Below are 22,163 nucleotides of genomic sequence, written 5' to 3'. Positions count from 1 at the left end.
GTCGGTTCGCCTCCCTCAGCGCAGGGGGTTGTCCAGCTCGGACAGCCGCAGCAGGTAGCAGGTCGGGTAGGCCGGTTCGCAGACGACGAAGGCGGTGAACGCGACCTCGTGCTGCGAGGTCACGGGCGCTCCCTCCCACACCCCTGCGCGATGCCGGGTCCCGGTCACCGTCACCGCCGTCGTGCCCGCCGCGACCACTCCCGACGGTGCGCTCGCGCGGGCGGCCTCCCAGCCCGCCGGTTCGGCAGCCGCGGAGATCTCCAGCCACTGGCGGGTGGCGTACCGGTGCAGGAGCTCCCACGCCTGAGGGGTCGGAACGTACCCGTCGAGGTCGCTGACCAGGCCGGGCGACTCCGCCCCGGTCGGGTCGGCGACGGCGAGCAGTCGGCCACGGACCTCGCCCTGCTCGGTGGTGGTCGTGTCCCAGGTGAAGAGGGCCTCGCCGACCGCGCGTGCGAACGCCTCCGGGTCGGTACGTCCCGGATCGTCTGCGAGATCGGTTGCTGGGGTAGCAGGCGTCGGCCGGGTGGGCGGTGCGGGCGGTTCGGTGGCCGCCGACGACGAGGGGTCCGGACGACTGCCTGCGTCGTCGGGAACCCACGCACCGACGGAGGCCCACACCGCGGCACCCAGTGCCAGGCCGAGCCCAAGGACCACCGCGGCTGTGGGGAGGCGGCGGCCTTCGAGACGGGGGAGCGGCATGGTCGTCACACCGCCTCGGCGAAGGACGCGCCCGCGCCGGTGGGTGCGTTCTCGGTCGCGAGCTGCTCGCGGGCGGCGGCGACGGAGCGCAGGAACGCGTCGACGTGCCACAGCACCTCGCACTCGACGGCGGTCAGGGCGCTGGCGACCTGGCGCTCGTCGTAGTGCTTGATGAGCGCGTCGAGTTCCTGCACGCACGCGAAGAGCGCCTTGACGCTGCGCTGCACCGGCTTCTCGGCCAGGCGCCGCTTCGCCGCGGCCCGGATCTCGGCGGCCCGGCGGGCGCGGGCGATCTCCTCGGCCGCCTTCGACATCGCCGCGACCTCGTCCTGGGATGCCTGGCGGGGCGGCTGATCTGGTGTGGGAGGTTCTGGGACCCGGTCCACGCTGGGCAGCGTCGAGAGCGTCTGCGCGGCCTGGACCTTGCGGTGGTGGGGATCGACGGGCGCGCCGTCGTCGATCGCGGCCAGGGCGGTTTCCGCGATGCGGCGCACGTGCCACGCTGCGTCCGGGTCCTCGCTGATCTGGATGATCTTGGCGATCTGTTCGAGTCGCTGGAACGAGAGCTTGCCCGTGATCGCGAGGGCCGCCTTGTGCCGGCTGCGGAGCACCGCGCGCCGTGGGGAGGAATCCTTCCCAACCACGCTCCCGGGCAGCGCGCCTGCGTACGCGTCCGTCTCGGTCGGCCGCCGAGCGTCGGCGCGGTACAGGTCACGGAGCTCGACGAAGAGCCGGGCCTCCTCGGTCGGCAGGAGGTCGAGCCGCTGCCCGTTCTCGTGCTGCTCGGCCAGGGCTGTGCTCAGGTCCGTCGAGGCGCCGGGGTGGATGCGCACCTCGACAGTCGCCCAGCCCAGGCTCCGCACCGCCTCGAGACGGCGGGCCCCGCACAGCAGGATCCCGTCGGCCGTGACCAGCGGAGGGTGGAGCAGCCCGATGGTGTCGATCGAGACGGCCAGACTCTCGATGTCGCCCAGCGACCGACGCCGGCGTTCGCCGACGCGGATGCTGTCGATGGCCCGCTCCTCGGTGGGAAGACCGTGCTGCGCTCAGACATGGGAGGCCGCCTCCTCCCGATCGGGGTTCGACGTCGCCGGCGGCTGCGACGGGGCGGCGGCGATGAGCGGTTCGACGACGCGGGCGTCGGTCAGGAGTTCGTCGACAGAGGTGCCGGCTGCGAGGCGCCACAGGATGCCGCGTCCAGCGGCTGTGTGCTCGGTGGTCGTTGCCGGGCTGCCGAGGAGAGCGGTCACCAGCGCGCACCAGGACGAGTGGGGCACTCCGAGGAGAAGCGGTGTCTCGTGGTCGTGGCGCAGGTACTCGTGTGCTCGACGGCGATCCTCGGCCTCGATGAGCCGGGAGGTGACGAGCCCGACGGCCTGCGAGGCGACCTGGGTCGGCCAGCCGCAGATCACCAGGGTCCGGACGGCGTCGTCGACGAGCCGTTCGGCGGCCTCGAAGGCACGGCCCGAGGTCGCGGGTCCAGGGGAGTGTGCGGTCCGGTTCTCGACGTACCGCGCGAGGTGTTCGTGCTCGCCGAGCCGGGCGACGTCACGCGGGCTGTGCGTCTTGAGCAGATGCGACGCCTGGTCGCGGCTGCACATCAGCGCGTCCTCGAGCGAGCTTGTCGCCAGGGCGATCCGCATCGCCGTCGTCAGCGACCCCCACGGATCGCGCGCCCAGCGCACGCCCGCGGCGCGAAGCTGCTCGAACGCGATCCGCATCGCGTCGTCGGGTGTCTGCCCGTGCTTGCGCGCGAGGGCGGCGTACCTGGCTCGGCACATCAGGAGCAGCTCGTGTGCCTCGGAGCCGTTCCACAGGCTGGGGAGCTCGTGGAGCCGGACGAGCAGAGCGCGCAGTGTTCCCGGATCGGTCAGGTCGGCGGCGGACATCACAGCGTCATCCCGTCGTGCCGGTGCGACGTCGTCGGCGGGACTCGCCGGGGCGCGACGTGCTTCGCTGCCGCGCCCACGCCCCGGATGGCCGCGCGCATCGTGCGCGCCTGCGCGTCGAAGCCGCGGTCGATGACCCGACCGATCGCGCGCATGCCGACGTCGGTCAGCTCCGTCGGGCGAAGCCAACGGGTAGCCCGCGCGGGGCCGGTAGCGGGAGCGGCCTGCGTTGTCGCCGCGCCTTGGATGGAAGGGTCGCCGAACGCAGCGAGCTCGCGTGCGTCGGTCGGCCGCTGCGGGTGCGCCGCGCGAGGCGGCGTCGTCGGCATGTTGTGTTGCCGCTCGTAGAACTCGGACGTGTTCACAACGAGACTCCTTCGCGCGCGCTGGGCCGGGCAGGGGGCTGCGACGAGGTGAGCGGTGGCTGGCGGTCGTAGGCCGAGCCGACAGTGACCCGGATCTCGCGCTCGTCGAGGCCGGCCTTGAGCGCGGCCGGGCCGAGCGAGGACAAGGCGACGTCATGGGTGTACCCGTGGCGGGCCATCTCGCACGCCGCCCAGAAGAGGCCCGAGTTGCGGGTGCCCGGGCCGCGGCGACCCACCCAGTCGACGAGGCGGTCGATGCTGCCGCCGCGCCCCGGGATGAGCCCTGGCGTCGGTCGTGGTGGTCGAGGCGGGTCGATGAAACGTCGCAGCGCCGTCGCGTCGATTGCGTGGGCCGGCTCGGTCGAGACCGCGCCCAGCACGTAGGCGGCCGAGTGCGTCCTGTCGAAGACGATGCGCGACGGCGGGGCGATGACGTACCCGCCGTCGCCGCGGAAGTCGACGTGCGACGACGTCGTCCAGCAGCGTTGCGCCACTGCCCGGTCGTGCGGGTAGTAGACGTGCAGCCCGCCCGACGGTGTCTGCACCGACCACGCCCACCCGTCGACGAGGTGCGCGTCACGAGCACGCTCGAAGGTGGGGCGGCCCGAGGCGCCGCCGTGGATGTCGATATCGACGACGTCGAGGCCCGAGACGGCGCCTGTCGGGATGCCAATGTTCGCGTCGGGGCGGGCACGCCACCACGCCTCGACGCGGGCGACGTCTGTCGTCGCGGATCTGTAGCCGGCTCCGGTCAGCGGCGGCTTGCAGCCGGGGACACAGGGGAAGACCGGGATGCCAGACCGGGCATAGGCCAGCGCGGAATCAGCCAGAGAGGGCGCACGGTCCGCTGCCCGGAACGCCGCGACAGCGCCCGTTTGCGTGGGTCTCGTCTCATCCATGCCTTCGACCGTCGCGCCGACGGTTGACCAGAAGGGTCACCGCATAGGGGCGTCCGGCATCCTGGGAGGCTATGCCGCTGCAGGCCAGGTGCGTCCCGCACATCGGTCCCGACGGTCGTCCAGTCGGGATGCGTAGTCCCCCGGGGTTCAGCGAGAGACAGACTGATGGCGGTGGCGCGTCGGGTCGCGCACGATCGGACCACGTAGGTCGCCTCAGGCCTGAGACTCAAAGGAGATGTCGTGGCGAGACCAACAGCGATCCCTCAGGAGTTGTGGGATGCCGCAAGGGTGGGGTACGTCGCAGACGGGACTCGGCTCGCAGTCGCACGTGACCCGCAGACCCCGCTCGAACTGATCAGGGTAATGGCCGATCGTGAAGCGGCGGGCTGGAAGGGTAACCCTCTCGTTACGGAGGCCATCGCGAAGCGACTGGCATCGAGCGACCCTGGCTACGTTCCGGTCCCCGTTACGCAGTCGAAACCGCAGGCCGCATGGGAATCCTTGTCGTCTGCGCCCGAGGCCGTTCGAAAGTGGATCGCGGACCGGTTGAAGCAGGTCTTCGCTCCGTCCAGCGCGGCTCCAGTCCTCAGCGTGGAAGAACAGGCAGCGCTCGACGCAGAGATCGCTGAATGGGCCAATGAGCGTATCGATCCTTCATCGGCCTCGCTCGATCAGGACATCAAGGCGGCGACCACTGCATCATCGCCCACGAGCCCTCTTGAGCTTTCGGAGTACCGATTCAAGTCAGCGGCGAAGCGCGCTGGGCACACTTTCGAGTTCGTGGACTGGTCGGACTACGACACACCCGCCGACGTGGCGAACTTCCTCCCTCTATACATGGCGGCGTGCTCATGCGAGCAGGACTGGCGCGAGGATGTCGCACCCGTGGGGTCCAAGACCGAGATCCGGAGGAGCGCACTGGCTGCCTGGAAGAGTCACGTCATGGATGACCCCTGGGCTGATTTCAAGCTCGACCCCGTGCTCGTGAAGAGTGTTGTGGCTGGGGGACTCCCCAGTCTGGGCAAGCGGTCGTAGCGGGGAGCCGAGCGTCCTGCGTCAAGCGTGTGATGGGACGTTCCCGGCGGCTTCCGGAACCTGCCTCGAGGAGACGACGAACGATCACTGGGCCGCCTATTAGCGTGCGTCAGCTGACGTCCTAAGCCGGGCGATGATTGCCTTCGTCCGGTTGGACGGGTCGATGGGGCTTCGGTAGTCCTCTGATGTCGCTCCGATGGCGTCGAGCATCTGGAGCGCTGCGGTATCGCCGTGGCCCTCGCGGGCGGCGACGGCGATGAGGTCGAGCTTGGCCTGGTCGTCGTCGGGTGCGGCCCGGTGTGCGGCTTCGGCGGCGAACCGCGCGGTCGCGAGGTCGCCGGTGGCCAGGGCGTGTGCGATGACGATGGATGCGACTTCGAGAATGGCGATGGTCATGATGTGGTCCAGCCGTTCGCCTTCGAACACCCAGGTGAAGTGGCCGGGCGCTTGTGCGAACGGGATGCCCTTGACGAGTCCGAGTGCAGCGACGAGGTCCGCGATCCCTCCCTCCCCGCCGCGTGCCTCGCCGCGGACCCGGAGGGCTCGGAAGAGGTTGATGTCGCAGAGGCAGCCTTCGAGCTGGTAGACGAGCCCGGCCTTGCCGTGGTCGGGCGAGGCGTGGGCGTTCGGGAGGAACTGCCGTCCCGTCTCCGGGTCCCGGCCGAGCCATGTCCTGAGCTCGGTTGTCCGTTGGGCGATGCTGTTGCCCGCGATGCCGGCTTCTTTCAGCTCGGCGGCGGTGGCTCCTCGTGGGTGGAGTGTGAGGTAGGCGAAGGTCTCGAGTCGTGTGCTGTCGCGGTACGGGGCGGCGGTCCGGTCACCGCACCCGGCCGCTTCGACGGGCCCGAGGAGGCGGATCCAGGGGCGGCGCGGCGGCTTCTTCCCGAACAGCGCGATGTCGCGGTCGAGGTCGTCGAGGTCTTCCTCGACGGTGGCCCGGACTCCCTCGCGCACGAGCGGTGCGAGCACCGCGACGTCGTCAGTCGTGACGGGTGCCGTGGCCGCGTACTCGGCCGCTGCGGCGGGGAGTAGGGATGACTCGCCGGCGGGCGCAGCGATGTCGACGGGACGGTCGGCAACGAGTTCGGGCCGCAGCGCACCGGCCAGGTTCGCGTGCACCTGCCAGCCCTTGGTCGCGGCGTCGTCCACGGGGATGGGCACGCTCGTCGCAGCATCGGTCGCCGCGACGACCGCGGCGCATGCTTCGGCCTCGTCCCGGGTGAGGCCCGGCGCCTCGACGTCGATCCCGAGGCTGGCGATGCGCAGCCGGCCGACATCGGTGATCTCAGCGCGTGCAGAGCCGGGGATCTCGGCGCCGAGGGAGACGAGCACGACCGGTGAGCGACCGGGGTGCCCGGCGATCGATGCCGCGAGGTTGCGCTCGGTGTCGCCCGGTGCGGCGGTCAGGACCAGAAGGTAGTTGTCCGCGGACGTGCTGCTCGCATCAGCGACGGCCTGGTTCGCCTCGTCGATGCCCATGGTGTCGCCCGAGGGGAAGTACCGCAGGCGGAGGTGATCGATGTCCGCCATCTCCTCGAGAACGCCGAGTGCGTAGACGTGGACTCGTGCGGACCACGGGTTGAGCGCCACGGACGCTGCCAGGAACCGGGCGAACGCTGCGACATGGTCATGGTCGCCGACGAGGCTCAACGTCCCGAGGCGCTCGAGGTTGACGAGGTGGATGCGGCCCCGGCCATCGGAGCCGACCGGGACCAGCAGCGGGTATGGGGCATCGCACTCCACGGGATCGGTCGCGGTGAGCGGCGCCCGCCAGGACGTGCCGTCGCCATCCCACGGCGCCGGGAGGACGGCATCGTCCACGAGCGTCAGCACGACGTCGCTTCTATCGATGATCGCCGTCACCACGCTGGGCGGGAGCTCCCGGTCGGGGGACGCGGCGGCGACCGCGGCGAGCATGCCGGTCAGGTGCGACACGGCTTCCGACGGTGCCTGCCCGACGGCGGCCGCCGTCCGCGCCGTGGCCTGCAGCTCGGGCGGGAGCGGCGGGAGCATCATGCCGGTCTCGCGTCTCCGGGCGGCGGTGCGGCGGCGTGCGCCGACGGTCAGCAGCAGAGCTCCGGCAAGGATCCCGCCCGCGCCAGCGAGACCGGGCACGAGCCATGCAGGCATCTCGGCGCTGTCGGGCTGGTCGTCCGGCGACGGTGGTGCGGTGGGATCGGCCGTCGGGTCGGCTGGGGCATCCGCGGCGTTCCCACGATCGGGCCTCCGAGTCTCGGCAGGCACGCGGGTCTCGCCGGGCGATGCCGTGCCCGACGGCGTCGATGCCGTGCCCGACGGTGTCGGAGTCGGCTCCGGCGCCGAGGAGGCTGCCTGCTGCGGGAGTCCGGCGTGAGGATCGGTCTCGTCGACGGCCTCAGCCAGCGCCGGGCCGGGGATCGTGAGTGTCCAGCCGGGCCGTATGAGGTCCGGGTCGTTGAGGTGTTCGCCGTCGGGCTGCGTCGTTTGCGTCGAGGCCGCGTAGATCTCCGGGTACCGGTTCGCGTCGCCGAGTTGCTCCTCGGCGATGGCCGAGAGCGTGTCGCCGGGTTCGACGACGTAGGTTCCGCCGGCGCCTGGCGGCTGATCGGCCGTCTGGGGGATCCGCAGCACCATCCCGGGTTCGATGAAGGACGGGTTGTCACCGATGACGTCGCGGTTCAGGTCACGGATCTGGGTCCACTCGGCGCCGTGGCCCAGGTTGCGCTCGGCGATCTTCCACAGCGACTCGTTGCGCTTGACGGTGTAGTCGAACGTCGCGGGCGGCGGGGGTGTGGTTTCGACCGGCGCAACCACTGGAGTCGAGGTCCGCTCGACGATGGGCGCTGCGAGAGCGGCCGTGGCGACGATGGGTGCAGGCCGCCCGGTGCTCGCGGATGCCACCGCGTGAGCGGGCGCCGCGACGATCGGCGTGGCCGGGACGACGACGAAGAGCATCGCGGCGGCGTCGATGAGGCGCCGCGCCGCGCCCTGCGACAGTCCGAGCCCGCGGACCCGCGGTGCCGACATCCCGCGCACCCGGTAGACGGCCTCCAGCACCAGTCCCCAGGCCAGGTAGGCCCACGCCACCCATGCGACGACCTGGACGAGCGCGATGACGAGCGTGCCGTCGTCGGGCATCTGCGCCCGCACCCACAGCTCGGACCAGGTGAACGTCCACAGACGTCGGTACGCCCACACGAGCAGGGTCGGAACCCCGACGACGAGGGCGAGGATCCCGAGGGTCGCGGCGACGCCGGCGGCACGGCGGCGGAAGGTCATCGTTCCACTCCTCCGAACGTTCGGATCACGCGGGCACTGGCGGTCCCGGTGACGTCGAGCCGGCCGATGCCGATGACGGCCAGGAAGACGGTGTCGTAGGTGTCGCTGACTGCGACCGTCACGGTGGTGCCGTCGCGGACAGTCACCGTCCCGCTGACGCCGGCGGCCTCCAGGTAGCCGCGCGCCGCTGCCTTCGCGGCGCCGACGTCGACCGACGCGCTGCGCCCCAGGATCGCCTGGGGTGCGTCGAGCCGTTCGCTCCCCGCTCGAGCCGCCTGCGCGGCGACGGCGCGCGCATGCTGCTGGACGGTGAGCTGACCTCCGAGGTCGACGACGAGGCCGACGAGCAGGACCATCCCGACGGCGGCGAGGACCGCCCAGGCACTGACGGACCCGCGCTCGTCGTCGCGGAGCTGGGACGGGATCGTCATGGTCGCTCCCGGTGGGCATCGACGGGCGACGACATGGAGGCAGTGACGGTGGTGCTCCCAGGAACCCCGGGCACCGCGAGATCGCCGATGTCGACGACGCAGGTCACCTCGACGGTCACCGTTCCGTACTCGCCGAGCGGCGCGCCCAACGCGGACGTCTCGACGTCGACGCCGGTGCTCGAGCACCGAAGCTCGCGGTTCGCGAGGGTCTGCGCAGCTGCGTCCGCTGCCGCGGACTGGGCCACGCTTGGTGCCCGTTCGAGCGACGCGGCTCGGGCGGCGTCGTAGGCGGCGGCCTGGACGGCCTGGTGTGCGAGGGCGGTCCGTCCGGCGAAGATGACGAGGCCGAGGAACAGCACGAATGCCGGGATGATGATGGCGGCCTCCACCGACGACGAGCCTCGCTCGTCGTGGCCGCGCAGAAGGCGGAGAAGCCGCGTCACGGTGCCGCCGCCGTCAGCCGCTCGGTCCGTGCGACGGCCTGAACCTCGAACGTGGGAGACCAGCCCGGCACGAGGGTCACGCTCGACCCGCGCACGGTGATGACCACGCGATCCGCCGTGCGATCGCCACCGACGTCGAGGCCTTCGACGACGCGATCGCCTCCCGCGTCGGCGACGAACGAGGCGGCGGCCGCGACGCCGTCCGAGGTGCGCCCACCTTCGACGGCGGCAGCCCGCGCTCCCTCGGTCGCTGCGGCGAGCGCGACGTTGCGGGCGTGGTAGTAGAGCGCGGCCTGGGCGCCGAGCCAGAAGGTGATGAGCAGCGCCGGCAGGAGGATCGCCATCTCGACCGACGTCGAGCCACGCTCGTCCCACCGGCGCCGCTCACGGCGTCGGATGGTCGCCCGGGCGTGCCGGGGCCTACTGGATCCTGCCGGCCTGCGCCGTGACATACGCGGTCACTGCAGCGATGACGATGCCGGCGATGACGATCACGCCGAGCGTCCACAGCACGACGTCGGTCGTGTGGGAGCCGCGCTCGGGGTCGTCGTCGGGCTTGATCAGCCAGGCCTTGGCCACGGCGATCATGGCGAAGAAGTGGGACATGTTCTCGGTTCCTTCCGGGAGTGCTCGTGAGAGGTGCGGTGCGTCGTTCGGCGGCGCATCGGAACGGTCAGGTGCGCAGCGCCATGCTCAGCAGGGAGGGGGCGATGACCAGGGCCATGAAGATGACGCCGAGCAGGGCGCCGGGGATCTGGAGGCGCTCGCCCACGGCGTTGGCCTGCGCGAGCTCGTCCGCGAGAAGCGCGGAGCGCATGGACTCGGCACGGGCGCGCAGGTGGCCGTAGACGGCGGTGGACTGCTCGCCTGAGAGCCGCATGATGTCGGCGAAGTCGTCGAGCTCCGGTAAGCCGAGGTCGTCCGCCAGGGACTCGAGCGAGTCCCACGGTGGGACACCCGACCAGCGCGACCGGCCGAGGTCCTCCGACAATCGCCGGAACACCCACGATCCGCCGATGTCGGCGGCCGACTCCATCGCCTGGAGCGTCCCCGCGCCGTTGAGCCGTTCGAGTGCGACGAGGTCGACGTAGGCGCCCAGGGCGCGGCGGAACTCCGCGCGCGCCTTCTTCGCCTGGTCGACGGCGTCGAGGTTCGGGTAGAAGAACAGGAAGGCTCCCAGACCCAGGGAGAGCAGGGGCGTGACCTGGTATGGGATGCCGAGCCCGATGGACCGGAAGAACGTCACGAGGACGGGAGGGGCGACGACACCGATGGCCGCGAGGGTGACCTTCTCGCCGTAGAACCGTTCGAGCGGCATCTGCAGCAGGGCGAGCTCGCGACGCGGTGTGCGCACCCACGCGGCGGCGGGGAGGGTCTTCATCGCCCAGTTGCCGAGCCGGTCCTTCGCACTGCGGTCCTCCGCCGTTGTGTCCCGGTGAGACGTCGGCTGCCGGTGACCGATGCGCGCGACGGCGTCGGCGAGGTCGACGTGCTGAGCGGGAAGCACCGCCATGAGGAGCACGAAGAGCGCGAGCCCGATGAGTGCGCCGCTCACCATGAAGACGAGCAGACCGGCGCTCATCGCGAGCCCCCCGTCAGGAACCGCGGCGCGGGCTTGCCGCCGGCCATCCGCTTCATCCAGATCAAGGTGCCGACGTAGGCGCTGAGCAGCACGACGAGGACGACCTGTCCGACCGCCGTCGAGTACGGCTCGACGTACTTCCCGGAGAGCGTGAAGGCGATGAGGACGCCGGCCGAGATGAGGGTCACCCACCGCGCCGTCGACCTGGGCTTGGCGCGGTCGGCCTCGATCTGCCGTCGCGCCCGCACGTCCGCGGCGACGGACTCGGCCAGGGCCTGGAGCACCGCCGCCAGGCCCGCGCCTCGCCGTCGTGCGCCGAGGATGAGGTTGGCCGCGATGAGATCTCCGGTCGCGTCGTCGAGCTCGTCGGCGAACGCGCGCAGCGCGTCCTCGGTGTTCCACCGTGCGCGCAGCCGAGCGACGAGACGCCGGACCTCGGGCGCGATCGTCGGCGGGACGGACCGCAGGGTCGCGCCGAGCGCCTGCTCCAGCCCGACACCGACCGTCAGCACGCCGGCGAGGGACCGCGTCCACTCCTCCATGGCCTCCAGCCGCGCGATCTGCGCGCTCGCCGCGGTGTTCGTCAGGAGCATCGGCAGCCCGATGACGCCGACCGGTACGGCGACCACGGCGATCATCCACCCGGTGAGCAACCAGGTGACGATGCCGGCGAGGACGCCGACGCCGAACAGGATCCACGTCTGGCGAGTGACCTTGCTCAGCCGGCCAGGCCTTCGCGCGGCCCGGTCGCCGCCGTCGGGCTCTGGTCGCAGCGCGAAGATGAGCCACGCGATCGACAGGCCGACGAGCGTGCCCGAGACCATCAGCCCGACGCCCCTCATGACGCCCTCCGCCGGCTCGCGAGGTAGCCGGCGAGGTCGAACCCGAAGTCCTCGAGCTCGCGCAGGTCGTCCGGCAGGGTGTGCGGGCAGGCGACGCCGCCGCGCTCGACGTTCCGGAAGACGTGCGTCAGCGCGTACCCGGTGTCCCGCTCGCCGCGGGAGACGGCGTCGATCTCGGTGATGCGCCGCTGCCGGCGTCGCGTGCCGTCGGCGTCGACGACGTCGCGCAGGTCGATGTAGACGACGAGGTCGATGGTCGAGGCGAGCTTGCGGCCGATGACCCGGTCCTCGATCCCGGGTGCCTCCTTCTGCGCGCAGGATGCGAGCTTCTCGAGCGCCCCGGCCGCACTCGTGGCGTGGGTCGTGCACATCGAGCCGCTGCTCGACTCCATCGCCTGGATCATCGGCCAGATCTCCTTGCCGCGGACCTCGCCGATGATCTGCCGCGAGGCGTCGAGGCGGAACGAGTCGTAGAGCCCGTCGAACAGCGAGTACTCGCCCGCCGCGCGCCCGTCAGGGCCCCGCTCGCCGGAGCCGGGGCGGGCCTCGATGGGGTGCACCATCCGGTGCTGTTCGGGGAGCAAGTGTAGCTGGAGCTCGTACTCCGTCTCGATCGTCACGAGGATCTCGTCGTACGGGATCTCGGCGCACAGGGCCCGCATGAGCGTGGTCTTGCCCGCGCCCTGGTCGCCGGCGACGACGATCGCCTTGCGGGCGCGGACGGCTGCGGCGAGGAACGAGCGTGCGACGTCGGACATCAGGCCCCGGGCGACGAGGTCGTCGAGCGTGACCTGGATCAGGCGGTGACGGCGGATGACGACGGACGGGCGTGGCGTGACCCACGCGAGCGCCGCGAGGCGCGCGCCGCCGTCGAGCCGCAGGTGCAGCGACGGGGCTGCCTCGGAGAAGGGGCGCGCGTTGACCTCGGACCGCGACGCGAGGAACTGGAGGAACGTGAGCAGCTCCTCGTCGGAGTCGGCGACGGGCGGACCGTCGGTGCGGGAGCCGTCGACGAGGTCGAGCACGACGTGGTCGTAACCGGTGATGATGATGTTCTCCACGCGGTCGTCGTCGACCAGGGGTTGGAGCCTCCCGAGCCGGAACAGGGAGTCGAACACGGCGTTCGCGGTGGCGCGCTGCCGGGCCGGTGACCAGACGGGACGCCCGGTGTTCGCGTCCTCGGCCATCGCCGCCTCGATGAGGTCGAGGACGATGGACCGACCGAGCTGCTCCTCGTTCTCCTTGTCGAGGCGCTCACCGGCGGTCGCCTGGGAGAGCAGGTCGGAGGCACGCGCCCGCAGGGTGGCGACGAGCCGCCAGTCGACGTCGGCGGCCGCGGCGCCCATGGTCGACGTCTCTGCCGACGGCGGCGCCGGCGAGGGTGCGGTCGGCTGAGCGAGGAACGGGAGATCCGCCGGGTCGACGCGGGGCACCTCGTCGATGCCGCTCGTAGTCGGGGTCTCGCGGAGGTCGGTCACGGTGTCACCTCTCGGAGGAGTTCCTTGCGCCGGGTGCTCACGGTGGTGCCGATCGCGTCGACGGCGGCCCGCAGCGAGCGGATGTAGGGGCCTTGGGAGAACTTCCGCGGGGCGCGAGCACCCCGGTGGTACACAGCGGCGGCCTCGGCGTCATCGGCGATCGAGGCGACGACGGGCAGGCCGAGCAGCCTGCCCGCCTCGCGCGCCGTGTACGGCTGCCCCGCGCCGACGAGAAGCAGTCCCGGGTGCTGCCAGGCGTGTCCGTCACGGTGCAGCGCCTCCGTCCAGGACCGTGCCGCGAACAGGGCTGGGAGGTGGGATCGCGTCACGAGCAGCGTGAGGTCGGCGAGCGAGAGCAGCGCCTCCGGGGAGCCCGGGAAGCCGAGCGGCCCGGCGTCGACGATGACGTCCTGGCCGGTCTCCTCGAGGTTGTCGAGGGCCTCGGACAGCCGCCCCCACAGCTCCTTGAGCCCCAGTGCCTGTGCGTACGAGCGAGTGCCGGCGACGAACGTCGCCTGGCCGGCGAGGGGTCGGACGACCTCGCGGAGGGCGTCGGAGGTCTCGAGCGGGGACAGGGCGAGCTCGACGAGTCCGCCGTCGTACTCGCGCGCGCCCTGGAAGAACCCGGAGAGGATCGTCGAGGTGCCGCGCGGGTCGGCCTCGACGAGGAGCACCGGCCGTGGCCAGCAGAGCGCGAGGCCGACGGCCGTCGTCGTCACGCCGGGCGATCCCGACGCCGAGCACAGGGTGATGACGGCCATCAGTCGGCCCCGCCCCGGGGTTCGAGGAGGACCGCGACGTTCCCCGCGGCGGCGTTGGCGGCGACCATCGGTCCGTCGCCCTCGGCGACGAGGAGGTCGACGATCGTGTCGCTGGTCTCCGGGTCGACGGCGACCGACGCGACCTCCGCGTGTGCCGAGGTCGGGATGGCCTCGTCGGGCGTCCCGCCGGACGGGGGAGTCACGACGGCGAGCACGTCGTCGCCGACGAGGAGGGGCGACCCGGGAGCGTGGGCGGTGTCGAGCCGGACGCCGACGAGGAGCTTGCCCGCCCGGGTCGGCTCGAAGCCGCGCACGGCGTCGTGCGTGACGATGCTGCCCGCCGCGACGTCGAGCGACAGCCGTTCGCCGAGAAGGTCGGCGAGCTCGGCCGGGATGACCGGGTCGAGTGCCGCGTCGTCGTAGGTGCGCGCCGTCGTGAAGGACTCCGCGGTGATCACGTCACCGCGATGCAGCGACTCCTTGGCGACGAGGACCGGCGTCATCGCCGATGTCGACGTCCACGCCAGGGTCCCGCCGATCGCTCCGGCGGCGCCGAGCACGACCGCGACGGCGACCTGCCACGCCCGACGACGCGGCTTCGGTGGCGGTGTCGGAGCGGCCTCGACCGCCGTCGTCGTCTGCGTGCTGCTGCCCTGGGTGGTGCTGGTCATGACTCCTGCCTTCCCCTGCAAAGCTCGTCGTGACTACTGCGTCACGAGCACCTGCGCCTCGCCGACGGCGATCTGGGTGGACCGCTCGAGGTCGCCCATGCGGATGGTCCCGGTCTGCCCGGCGCCCTCCCACGTGATGACCCAGTCCGAGGTAGCGGTCACGGTGTAGACACCGCCAGCTTGGCCTGCGCTCGTGCGGGTGTAGACGTGACCGCAGTCCGGGGACGGGGCGTCGCCCCGGCTCGCGTCGTACGGAGTTCCTGCCCCACGGCAGACGACGGTCGTGCCGTCTCCCATGGACCACGTGATCGTGTGGATCCGCGCCGTCGCGGTGACGGTGACGCCGCCGGCGGACGCGCTTTCGGTGATCGGGCCGACCGTCGTCGGCCCTGGGTTCGCGGCCCACATCCACACCGGCATTCCGACGATGCCCATGGACCCCGCACCCGGCTCGGGGACGATGCCGATCGTGATCGCCGTGAGGTTCATCTGCTCGACCGCGATCTCCGCCACGGCCCGCGGCGACGGCCCCTGCCCTGAGCGCTCCGGCGGGTTCGCGAGCCACAGGTACACCGAGTAGTCCGTGAACGGCTGCCAGCACTCATAGATCGCCCCGCCGTCGGCCGGGTCGCGGCCGCCCCACGCAGGGTCGGACGGATCGGGCTGGGGTTCCAGCGCTCGGAAGTAGCAGCCGTAACCGTTCGACCACCACATCCCGTCCTGCTCACACGGGACCGCCTGCGCCTCGACGCCCGAGGCGTACTGCTTCGTCGGATCGAGCCAGCACGACGAGCCGTCACCTGTGTCGGCCGGCCCGTCGTCGACGGCCGGCTCGGCATCGGATCCGCTCGGCGCCTCGACGGCGATGATGCACATACCCGTGACGAGGTCGACCTGCTGGCACTGTGGAGCGCCCCCGGCAGCACTCCCCGGGAGTGCGACGAGGCCAAGGATGGCGAGGGCTACGACGACGCCATGAGTCAGGAGTCGGCTTCGCATGGTTGCTGTCCGAGGGTCTCGCTCGTCGATACCCGCCACCCGCCGACGGGGTCGTCCGCCCAGTCGTGGTTGACGACGGTCTGTCGCTCCCACCCGGTGGTGGGGCGGCCAGCGGCAGCGACGGAGCTGCCGTTCGCGTCGAGGACATCGACGCCGGAGACGTCGATGCACACATCGAACTGGACGACGGGGGCGACAGCGCCGTCCGCGTCCGTGTTGGTGAGGTCCACGCCCTTGACGTCGAGCGTGACGATCTTGGTCTCGCCGGTCTGGTGCCAGCCGTCGCCTCGCTCGCGCTCGAGCTGACGCTGCCGGGACGAGAGCGCGATCGAGGTCGCGACGTCGTCGAGCGCGGCGACGTCGCTCGCCGGATCGGAACGGAGCTCGTCGACGACGGCGTAGAAGTCGCGGACGGCGTCCTCCGCGCTCGCGGCCGCCTGCTCGGACTCCGACTCCGGGGAGGGAGCGCTGGTCGGTGAGGGCGCTCCGGTCGCAGGCTCCGACGTCGTGGAAGTGTCCGCCGGAGGTGTGGGTACCGGGCTGGACCCAGGCGAGCCGGTGCAGCCTGCGACGGCGGTCATCGCGATGACCGCCGCAGCCAGGGCAACGCCGACCCGTCTCATGTGCATACCCCGATACCCCTCTCGAGTGGGCCGTCCCTGCCCTCTCGAAACACGAACGGCCTCGCACCGCGAAATGCGGCACGGGTCGCTCCTGGCAACCATTGGACGCGCGCCCTTGACGATGCGCAAACGTTCGTTCCGGCTCGGACGTGCGGCACGCGGTCGTACGTCCTGGGGGAGAGGTGCGGGGTCGGATCCGGGCAGCCCGTGGGAGGAGCGCCGTGGGATGACGGGTGCGCCGTGCGGCGCCGTTGTTGCGTGCAGCGGGGCAGCGTCGGGCTGACGGTGGCTGGGATGCGTGACGGTCGGCGGCGAGGCAAGGGTCGGTGGGACGGGAGCCGACGGGTCGAGGGTGGTCACGCCTCTGGCACTCAGGCGCGGCTCCCGCGGAGGACGCGGGGTTGCGGATCTCATGAAGCCAAGGTGCGCCGTCGTGTCGCTTCCGATCGTCGGCGTCTGGAATCTGTGGACGACGCGAGGATCCGGCATCTCGTCGACTCATCCGGTTGACACGTCCACGACCTCGCCGTTGAGCATCACTGCGCCGACGCCGCTCGCGCCGTCACGCCCGCTCGACGACGCTGCCGCGCAGTCCAGCACACGACACAGGGGCGGTATCGGAGTCGTCGAGCCTCGCCCGGGAAACACGGCAGCGTCAGCCGAAGACTTCCACCCGCCCCCAGAGGTCAGCGTGCAGCTGCGCCGCTCTGTCCATGGCCCGCTGTCGAGTGTTGCCCGACGCGCCCTCGACAATCTCGCCGGGTGGAGGCTGAGGACGACCGAAGAGAATCACGCTCCACGTGCCTGGGCCAAGGGTGGGCTGGAGGTTCGTGTACACGACCACGAAGGCGAGGAGATTGCTGTCGCGTAGGGCCTCGAGCACGGGGGTTGCACCCCACGTGAAGTCCTCGGCGCCGTCGAGGCCAATGATCTCGTTCGGAACCGTGTCCATGTCTGAGCGAACCTCTGTCGGCAGTGGTCCGTCAGGGTCGACGACGAGTCCGGTGCCGTCGCCGTGCGGGGAGACGTAGACCGACGCGCCGGCGGCTCGGGCGGCGTCGACCCGGTACGGAGCTACGACATCGCCCACTGCCGTCGGCGGGTCTTGGGTCGTGTCGAAGACGATGCCGTCCGGGTAGATCAGTTCCATCTCGGGAAATTCGGCGAGGTCGTTCCCGGCGAGAGACCACTCGAAGAAGCGTCGCTGGCGCAGGCTTGCGGGCTCCGGCTCAGGGTCTGGGCCAAGCCAGATGTCACAGCCTTCCGGGAGCGTCTCCCGTACGGCTTCGATGTCTTCCCGGGCGACAACGGCTCCGGCGTCGCAGACCAGCGCAGACTCGGCGGTGGAGTCGTCCACCTGCTCGGTCGCCTCTGGGGCCGCGGAGCCCGCCAGCGCGGTGGTGGACGGACCGCTCTCGGGCGAGGCCTCGCCAGCGCACCCAACCAGGATCGTGCCGGTCAGGGCCCCGAGACTGACGGCGGCGCTCAGGCGGTACAGGCGGTTTCGGTTCATCGTGTGCTCTTCCGCGTGCGTGGAAGTCGGCGCTGTGTTCGGCAGGTACGTCGTCAGCGCTGACGCTTGGACATCGCGTGAGCCGCCCTCCGACTGCCGCGTGCCACGCCACCCCAGTCAACGGTGGGATGTCCTCAGGTCGATGTGTATCGGCTGGCAATGTCCCGACTGATGGCGCGCGGCGGCGGCGCCACGCCCAATAGGTCGCAACCCAGTGACTGCGTGGCGGATGTTGCGGTCCTCGATGGCTACGCCGCCGCTGTCAGAGTCATCAGGGACACGCCGGCCAAGGGTGGCCCTTCGCACCTCGCGGTTCGGAGGTGTGAGCGTGACGGTCTCGATGCGGGTGATGTCGGCCGGGGATGGGTACGCGTACCTATTGCGCACCGTCGTCGTCGGCGACGGCACGGCTGACCGGCTCTCGGCTCTCACGCGGTACTACACCGACAAGGGCACACCACCCGGCACCTGGATGGGGAGTGGTGTCGTCGAGTTCGGGAACGGTGAGCTCCGGGCAGGCATGACCATGACGCCCGAGCAGCTGCAGATGCTGCTCGGGAAGGGCCTTGACCCCCTGACCGGCGAGGTGCTCGGACGTCCGTACCAGCGCTACTCGACGGTCGCGGAGAGGGTCGCGGCCCAGGTCGCGAAGGTCGATCGATCGCTGCCTGCAGCTGAGTACGAAGAGAAGGTCGCAACGATCACCGCGGCCGAGATGAAGCGCGGTCCGCAGATCGCCGTCGCCGGGTTCGACCTGACGTTCGCCGTCCCGAAGTCGGTCTCGGCGCTGTGGGCGGTCGCCGACGCGGGTCTGCAGGAGCAGATCGTTGCCGCTCATCATGCTGCCGTCGCCGAGGTGCTCGACTTCTTGGAACGTGAGGTGGCGGCCGCGCGGGTCGGAGCGCACGGCATCGCTCAGGTCGGCGTCCGTGGTGTGGCTGCGACGGCGTTCGACCATTACGACTCGCGAGCAAACGACCCGCATCTGCACACGCACGTCGTCGTCTCGAACAAGGTCCGCACGGTGGTCGACGGCCTGTGGCGGACCCTGGACTCCCGGGCGCTGCATGGCGCCGTCGTCGCCTTGTCCGAGCACTACCACGCCGTCCTCGCCGACCGTCTCTCCGGCGCGTTCGGGGTCCGGTGGGAGCAGCGGGCGCGTGGCACCGACCGGAACCCGTCGTGGGATGTCGTCGGCGTTCCCGGCGATCTGATGGCTGAGTTCTCGAGCCGATCGCGGGCTATCGACGTCGCCACCGACGAGATGGTCGCCGGGTATGTGGCGGCGAACGGGCGCCGCCCGTCGCGCACGGCGATCGTGGCGATGCGCGCCCGCGCGACGCTGGCGACCCGGCCGGAGAAGGTTGTCCACTCGCTGTCCGACCTGTCGGCGTCGTGGCGCCGGCGCGCCGGCGCGGTCCTGCGCACCGACGCCGGTCAGTGGGCGCGCGGGGTGCTGATGCGCGGGGCGTCCGGCTCGTTCGGGTCTGCCGGGCCGACCGGCGATGACGTCGCGGCGGTTGCGCGGCGGGTTGTCGAGGTAGTGGGGGAGAAGCGGTCGACGTGGCGGCACTGGAACCTGTGGGCGGAGGCGGCGAGGCAGACGATGGGGTGGCGCTTCGCCACCGCGCAGGCGCGTGAGAAAGCCGTTGGGCGGGTGGTCGCGGAGGCGACGCGGCTGTCGGTGCGCCTCACGCCGGACGAGCTTGCGCCCACGCCGGCGGCGCTGCAGCGCGATGACGGGTCGAGCGTGCTGCGTCCGCGGCACGCTGCCTGCTTCACGTCGGAGCACCACCTGCTGGCCGAGGCCCGCCTGCTCGACGGCGCCGCCGCCGTGGACGCTCCTATGGTCGACGCGGCCGCCCTCGACCGCGCTGCTGGGGTCGAACACGAGGGCCGCCGCCTGAGCATCGAGCAGGCAGCGGCCGTCACGATGGTGGCGACGTCGGGACGAGCGATCGACGTGCTCGTTGGCCCCGCCGGGGCGGGCAAGACGACGGCGATGCGCGTGCTCCAGCTTGCGTGGACGATCCGGCACGGTGCCGACGCCGTCGTCGGACTTGCGCCGTCTGCGGTCGCCGCAGGAGTGCTCGCGGCGGATCTCGGGATCGGGTGCGAGACTACGGCGAAGTGGCTCTACGAGCACGGCCACGGCCGGGCGGCGTTCCGCCGCGGGCAGCTGGTGATCGTGGACGAGGCGACACTCGCCTCGACACGCGATCTCGACGCGATCGCAGGCGCGGCCCGCGCGGCGGGCGCCAAGGTCCTGCTCGTCGGGGACTGGGCGCAGCTGCAGTCCGTCGACGCGGGTGGCGCGTTCTCCCTGCTCGTTGAGGATCGCGGCGACGACGTCGCAGAGCTGACGGACGTGCACCGCTTCGTCCACGGTTGGGAGCGGGTCGCCTCCTTGGCGCTTCGCCGTGGCGGTGTCGAGGCCATCGACCTCTACGCGAACCACGGCCGCCTGCATGACGGGACGACCGAGCAGATGGTCGACACCGCCTACGGGGCATGGCGCGCCGACCAGGCCGCGGGCAAGGCCAGCATCCTCGTCACGGACTCGGCGGACTCGGTCCGGCTGCTCAACCAGCGTGCCCGCGCCGAGCGGATCCTCGACGGCGAGACTCGCGCCTGGCGGGAGGCGACGCTCGGCGACCTGCGCGTCTCGGCGGGCGATCTTGTCATCACCCGCCTCAACGACCGGCGACTGCGCACCGGCAACGGTGACTGGGTCCGCAACGGGGACCGCTGGCAGGTCTTGCGCGTCCGCCGGGACGGTTCGCTCGAGGTCCGGCGGGCCGGGCGGCGCGGCGGCGTCGTCACCTTGCCCGCCTGGTACGTCACCGAACACGTCGACCTCGGCTACGCGGTCACCGCGCACCGGGCGCAAGGAGTCACCGTCGACACCTGCCACGTCGTCGTCAGCGGATCGACCACGCGGGAGAACCTCTACGTCGCGATGACGCGCGGCCGGTACTCGAACACTGCCTACGTCGCGCTCGACAAGCCCGACGAATCCCACGCGCCGCCGCACCCAGGCGACGCGACCGCCGCATCGGTGCTCTACGGCGTCCTGCAGCACACAGGCCGCGAACTCTCGGCGCACGAGACCATGCGCGCCGAGCAGGAGAGATGGGGCGGCATCGCGCAGCTCGCCGACGAGTACGAGGTGATCGCCGTCGACGCCGTCCGCACCCGCTGGGCCGACCTGACGCGCTCAGCGCTCGTGGCGGAGGGACGCCTCACGCCCTCCGAGGCCGACGCCGTCGTGCGTGGCGGATCGTTCGGTGCGGTGATCGGAGAGCTGCGGCACGCCGAAGCGTGCGGGAGCTCCGTCGATGCGGTCCTTACACGTGCCGCCTCCGGGCAGACCCTCCTCGACGCCGACGACGTCGGCGCGGTCCTCGCCACCCGCATCGCCCTGGCCGCACGCAAGGGGAGACACGCCGGCGACGCCTGCCTGATCGCTGGACTCGTGCCGGACCTGAGAGCCGACGTTGCGCCCGACGTGCGCGCCGCGCTCGACGCCCGCCGCGACCTCATCACCGCCCGCGCCACGGCGCTCGCGCAAGGTGCGGTACAGGGCCGGGCGCCGTGGGTGCAGCGTGTCGGCGAGTTGCCGCAGGGTGTCATCGACCGGGAACGGTGGCTGCACCGGCTCGCGGCGATCGCTGCCTACCGGGACAGGTACGGCATCACCGGGCGCGACCCGCTGGGGCCCGAGGGTGTCGACGCCGCCCAACGGCGTGACGCCGACCGTGCCCGAGCCGCGCTGCGGGACGCGCGTGCCCTCTCGGCGTCGACTGTGACGGCACCGGGACGGGAGCGCGCTGGTCTCACGAGGTGAGGAGCTTCCTGGGCGGCGCTCTCCTACCGCCCGGTCCGCTGGCGAATCCTGAGGGTTCTCCACAAAGCGAGCGGCCGCGGCGCCGCCGGGGACGCGCGGTCGACGAGGTTGGATCCGTGCCGCCCGAGCCGCGGGCGGCCTGGAACCTTCAGAGGTGGTCGTCATGGTCGTTCGGCTCGGTCTCGCCGCTGTCGGCGGGGTGCTCGGCATGTGCCAGGCGTGGCTGCCGTCGAACCTTCTCGTGCGGTGGATCTACACCGACCGCGGCCTCAAGTGGGGTGTGCCGATCGCCGCCGCGCTCATCCCTGCATACGTCACGGTCGGGCAGGTGGCGCAGGGGCGGATCGACGCCGGCGGCTCGCAGTGGTGGTGGGCGCTGCTCGCCTGGTCGCTCCTTGGCGCGCTCAAGTTCCTCTCCGTCGGCATCCGGACACCGTTCGTCTGGGCCGTCCGCGCGATGCGTCGTCGGGCCCGCCCACACCGTGGCAGCGAGGCGTCCGCATGACCTCGGTGCTCCCGCCGCACCTGAGCCCATGGCCGGCGATCGCCGTCGGCGCCAATCAGGACGGAGCACCCCGTGGAACCTGACCGCCGTCGAACACTCGCCATCGCCGGCCAGGCCCTGGCCGCGCTCGAGGTGGACCCCGCCATCTCGGACAACGCCCGCTACCGGTACGCCCGCGCGCTGTCGAAGCTCTGGGCACTGACGGGCGCCCCACTGGGGAGCAGTACCCCAGGAGGATCGGCGTCGGCGGCCGGGGTGAGCTGTACCTGGCGGCACGTCAGTGCGTCGGGCAGCTGATCGGCCTCGGCATTCCCTGGGAC

Annotated in this window: 22 protein-coding genes and 1 pseudogene; 4 read left to right on the top strand and 19 right to left on the bottom strand. The window is 71.6% G+C overall.

What is annotated here, in order from left to right; all coding sequences use genetic code 11:
* Positions 1–15: 15 nt before the first annotated feature.
* The 6 genes and pseudogenes from ET495_RS10080 to ET495_RS10060 form a co-directional block, all read right to left on the bottom strand.
* Positions 16–702 (bottom strand): hypothetical protein, encoded by a 687-nt coding sequence (locus ET495_RS10080; protein WP_129204688.1) that lies wholly within the window; start codon positions 700–702, stop codon positions 16–18.
* A gap of 5 nt (positions 703–707) precedes the next feature.
* The gene (locus tag ET495_RS18150; protein ID WP_211340828.1) at positions 708–1,535 is read right to left on the bottom strand and encodes a hypothetical protein; all 828 of its coding nucleotides are present in this window, start codon (positions 1,533–1,535) and stop codon (positions 708–710) included.
* Between the two features lie 9 nt (positions 1,536–1,544).
* Positions 1,545–1,646, bottom strand: a pseudogene (locus ET495_RS19700) (ParB N-terminal domain-containing protein); the annotation flags it as partial.
* 102 nt (positions 1,647–1,748) lie between these two features.
* A complete protein-coding gene (locus ET495_RS10070) occupies positions 1,749–2,591 on the bottom strand; it encodes a hypothetical protein (RefSeq protein WP_129204684.1) in 843 nt (280 codons plus the stop codon).
* Entirely contained in the window at positions 2,591–2,956 is a 366-nt protein-coding gene (locus tag ET495_RS10065; protein WP_129204682.1) for a hypothetical protein, read from the bottom strand. Before ET495_RS10065 ends, ET495_RS10070 begins: the two co-directional genes overlap by 1 nt.
* Positions 2,953–3,855, bottom strand: coding sequence for a bifunctional DNA primase/polymerase (locus ET495_RS10060; protein ID WP_129204680.1), 903 nt, complete (start codon positions 3,853–3,855; stop codon positions 2,953–2,955). The genes ET495_RS10065 and ET495_RS10060 overlap by 4 nt, the downstream gene beginning before the upstream one ends.
* Positions 3,856–4,095: 240 nt before the next feature.
* On the opposite strand from ET495_RS10060, the gene ET495_RS10055 reads away from it, so the two are divergent.
* Positions 4,096–4,890, top strand: coding sequence for a hypothetical protein (locus ET495_RS10055; RefSeq protein WP_129204678.1), 795 nt, complete (start codon positions 4,096–4,098; stop codon positions 4,888–4,890).
* 99 nt (positions 4,891–4,989) lie between these two features.
* Here ET495_RS10055 and ET495_RS10050 read toward each other — a convergent pair whose 3' ends face one another.
* The 13 genes from ET495_RS10050 to ET495_RS09990 form a co-directional block, all read right to left on the bottom strand.
* On the bottom strand, positions 4,990–8,148 hold the full coding sequence (locus tag ET495_RS10050; protein WP_129204677.1) for a LysM peptidoglycan-binding domain-containing protein: 3,159 nt from the start codon (positions 8,146–8,148) through the stop codon (positions 4,990–4,992).
* Positions 8,145–8,579 (bottom strand): pilus assembly protein, encoded by a 435-nt coding sequence (locus ET495_RS10045; RefSeq protein ID WP_129204675.1) that lies wholly within the window; start codon positions 8,577–8,579, stop codon positions 8,145–8,147. The genes ET495_RS10050 and ET495_RS10045 overlap by 4 nt, the downstream gene beginning before the upstream one ends.
* Positions 8,576–9,022, bottom strand: coding sequence for a TadE/TadG family type IV pilus assembly protein (locus ET495_RS10040; RefSeq protein WP_211340827.1), 447 nt, complete (start codon positions 9,020–9,022; stop codon positions 8,576–8,578). Before ET495_RS10040 ends, ET495_RS10045 begins: the two co-directional genes overlap by 4 nt.
* Entirely contained in the window at positions 9,019–9,366 is a 348-nt protein-coding gene (locus ET495_RS10035; RefSeq protein WP_245993014.1) for a TadE/TadG family type IV pilus assembly protein, read from the bottom strand. Before ET495_RS10035 ends, ET495_RS10040 begins: the two co-directional genes overlap by 4 nt.
* A 76-nt stretch (positions 9,367–9,442) precedes the next feature.
* Positions 9,443–9,628 (bottom strand): hypothetical protein, encoded by a 186-nt coding sequence (locus ET495_RS10030; protein ID WP_129204672.1) that lies wholly within the window; start codon positions 9,626–9,628, stop codon positions 9,443–9,445.
* 67 nt (positions 9,629–9,695) lie between these two features.
* Positions 9,696–10,604, bottom strand: coding sequence for a type II secretion system F family protein (locus tag ET495_RS10025; RefSeq protein ID WP_129204670.1), 909 nt, complete (start codon positions 10,602–10,604; stop codon positions 9,696–9,698).
* Positions 10,601–11,446: a type II secretion system F family protein gene (locus tag ET495_RS10020; RefSeq protein WP_129204668.1), complete on the bottom strand. Its 846-nt coding sequence runs from the start codon at positions 11,444–11,446 to the stop codon at positions 10,601–10,603. The genes ET495_RS10025 and ET495_RS10020 overlap by 4 nt, the downstream gene beginning before the upstream one ends.
* Positions 11,443–12,924, bottom strand: a complete 1,482-nt coding sequence (locus tag ET495_RS10015; RefSeq protein ID WP_245993013.1) for a TadA family conjugal transfer-associated ATPase — start codon at positions 12,922–12,924, stop codon at positions 11,443–11,445. The genes ET495_RS10020 and ET495_RS10015 overlap by 4 nt, the downstream gene beginning before the upstream one ends.
* Positions 12,921–13,685: a CpaE/TadZ family protein gene (locus ET495_RS10010; RefSeq protein WP_129204666.1), complete on the bottom strand. Its 765-nt coding sequence runs from the start codon at positions 13,683–13,685 to the stop codon at positions 12,921–12,923. Before ET495_RS10010 ends, ET495_RS10015 begins: the two co-directional genes overlap by 4 nt.
* Positions 13,685–14,356, bottom strand: coding sequence for an SAF domain-containing protein (locus ET495_RS10005; protein WP_129204664.1), 672 nt, complete (start codon positions 14,354–14,356; stop codon positions 13,685–13,687). The genes ET495_RS10010 and ET495_RS10005 overlap by 1 nt, the downstream gene beginning before the upstream one ends.
* 33 nt (positions 14,357–14,389) lie before the next feature.
* On the bottom strand, positions 14,390–15,232 hold the full coding sequence (locus ET495_RS10000) for a hypothetical protein (RefSeq protein ID WP_129204662.1): 843 nt from the start codon (positions 15,230–15,232) through the stop codon (positions 14,390–14,392).
* Between the two features lie 104 nt (positions 15,233–15,336).
* A complete protein-coding gene (locus tag ET495_RS09995) occupies positions 15,337–15,978 on the bottom strand; it encodes a hypothetical protein (RefSeq protein WP_129204660.1) in 642 nt (213 codons plus the stop codon).
* A gap of 655 nt (positions 15,979–16,633) precedes the next feature.
* Positions 16,634–17,491, bottom strand: a complete 858-nt coding sequence (locus ET495_RS09990; RefSeq protein WP_129204658.1) for a hypothetical protein — start codon at positions 17,489–17,491, stop codon at positions 16,634–16,636.
* 328 nt (positions 17,492–17,819) lie between these two features.
* On the opposite strand from ET495_RS09990, the gene mobF reads away from it, so the two are divergent.
* From mobF to ET495_RS09975, 3 genes are all read left to right on the top strand, one after another.
* The gene (gene mobF / locus ET495_RS09985; RefSeq protein WP_245993012.1) at positions 17,820–21,338 is read left to right on the top strand and encodes a MobF family relaxase; all 3,519 of its coding nucleotides are present in this window, start codon (positions 17,820–17,822) and stop codon (positions 21,336–21,338) included.
* Between the two features lie 163 nt (positions 21,339–21,501).
* Positions 21,502–21,843 carry a hypothetical protein gene (locus tag ET495_RS09980; RefSeq protein ID WP_129204656.1) on the top strand — a complete coding sequence of 114 codons (342 nt, stop codon included), beginning with the start codon at positions 21,502–21,504 and terminating at the stop codon, positions 21,841–21,843.
* A gap of 72 nt (positions 21,844–21,915) precedes the next feature.
* Complete coding sequence (locus ET495_RS09975) at positions 21,916–22,140, top strand: hypothetical protein (protein ID WP_129204654.1); 225 nt, start codon at positions 21,916–21,918, stop codon at positions 22,138–22,140.
* Positions 22,141–22,163: the final 23 nt, after the last annotated feature.

The organism is Xylanimonas allomyrinae, assembly GCF_004135345.1.
GTDB classification, from domain to species: Bacteria; Actinomycetota; Actinomycetes; order Actinomycetales; family Cellulomonadaceae; genus Xylanimonas; species Xylanimonas allomyrinae.
This window is presented reverse-complemented; position numbering and strand designations above follow the sequence as displayed.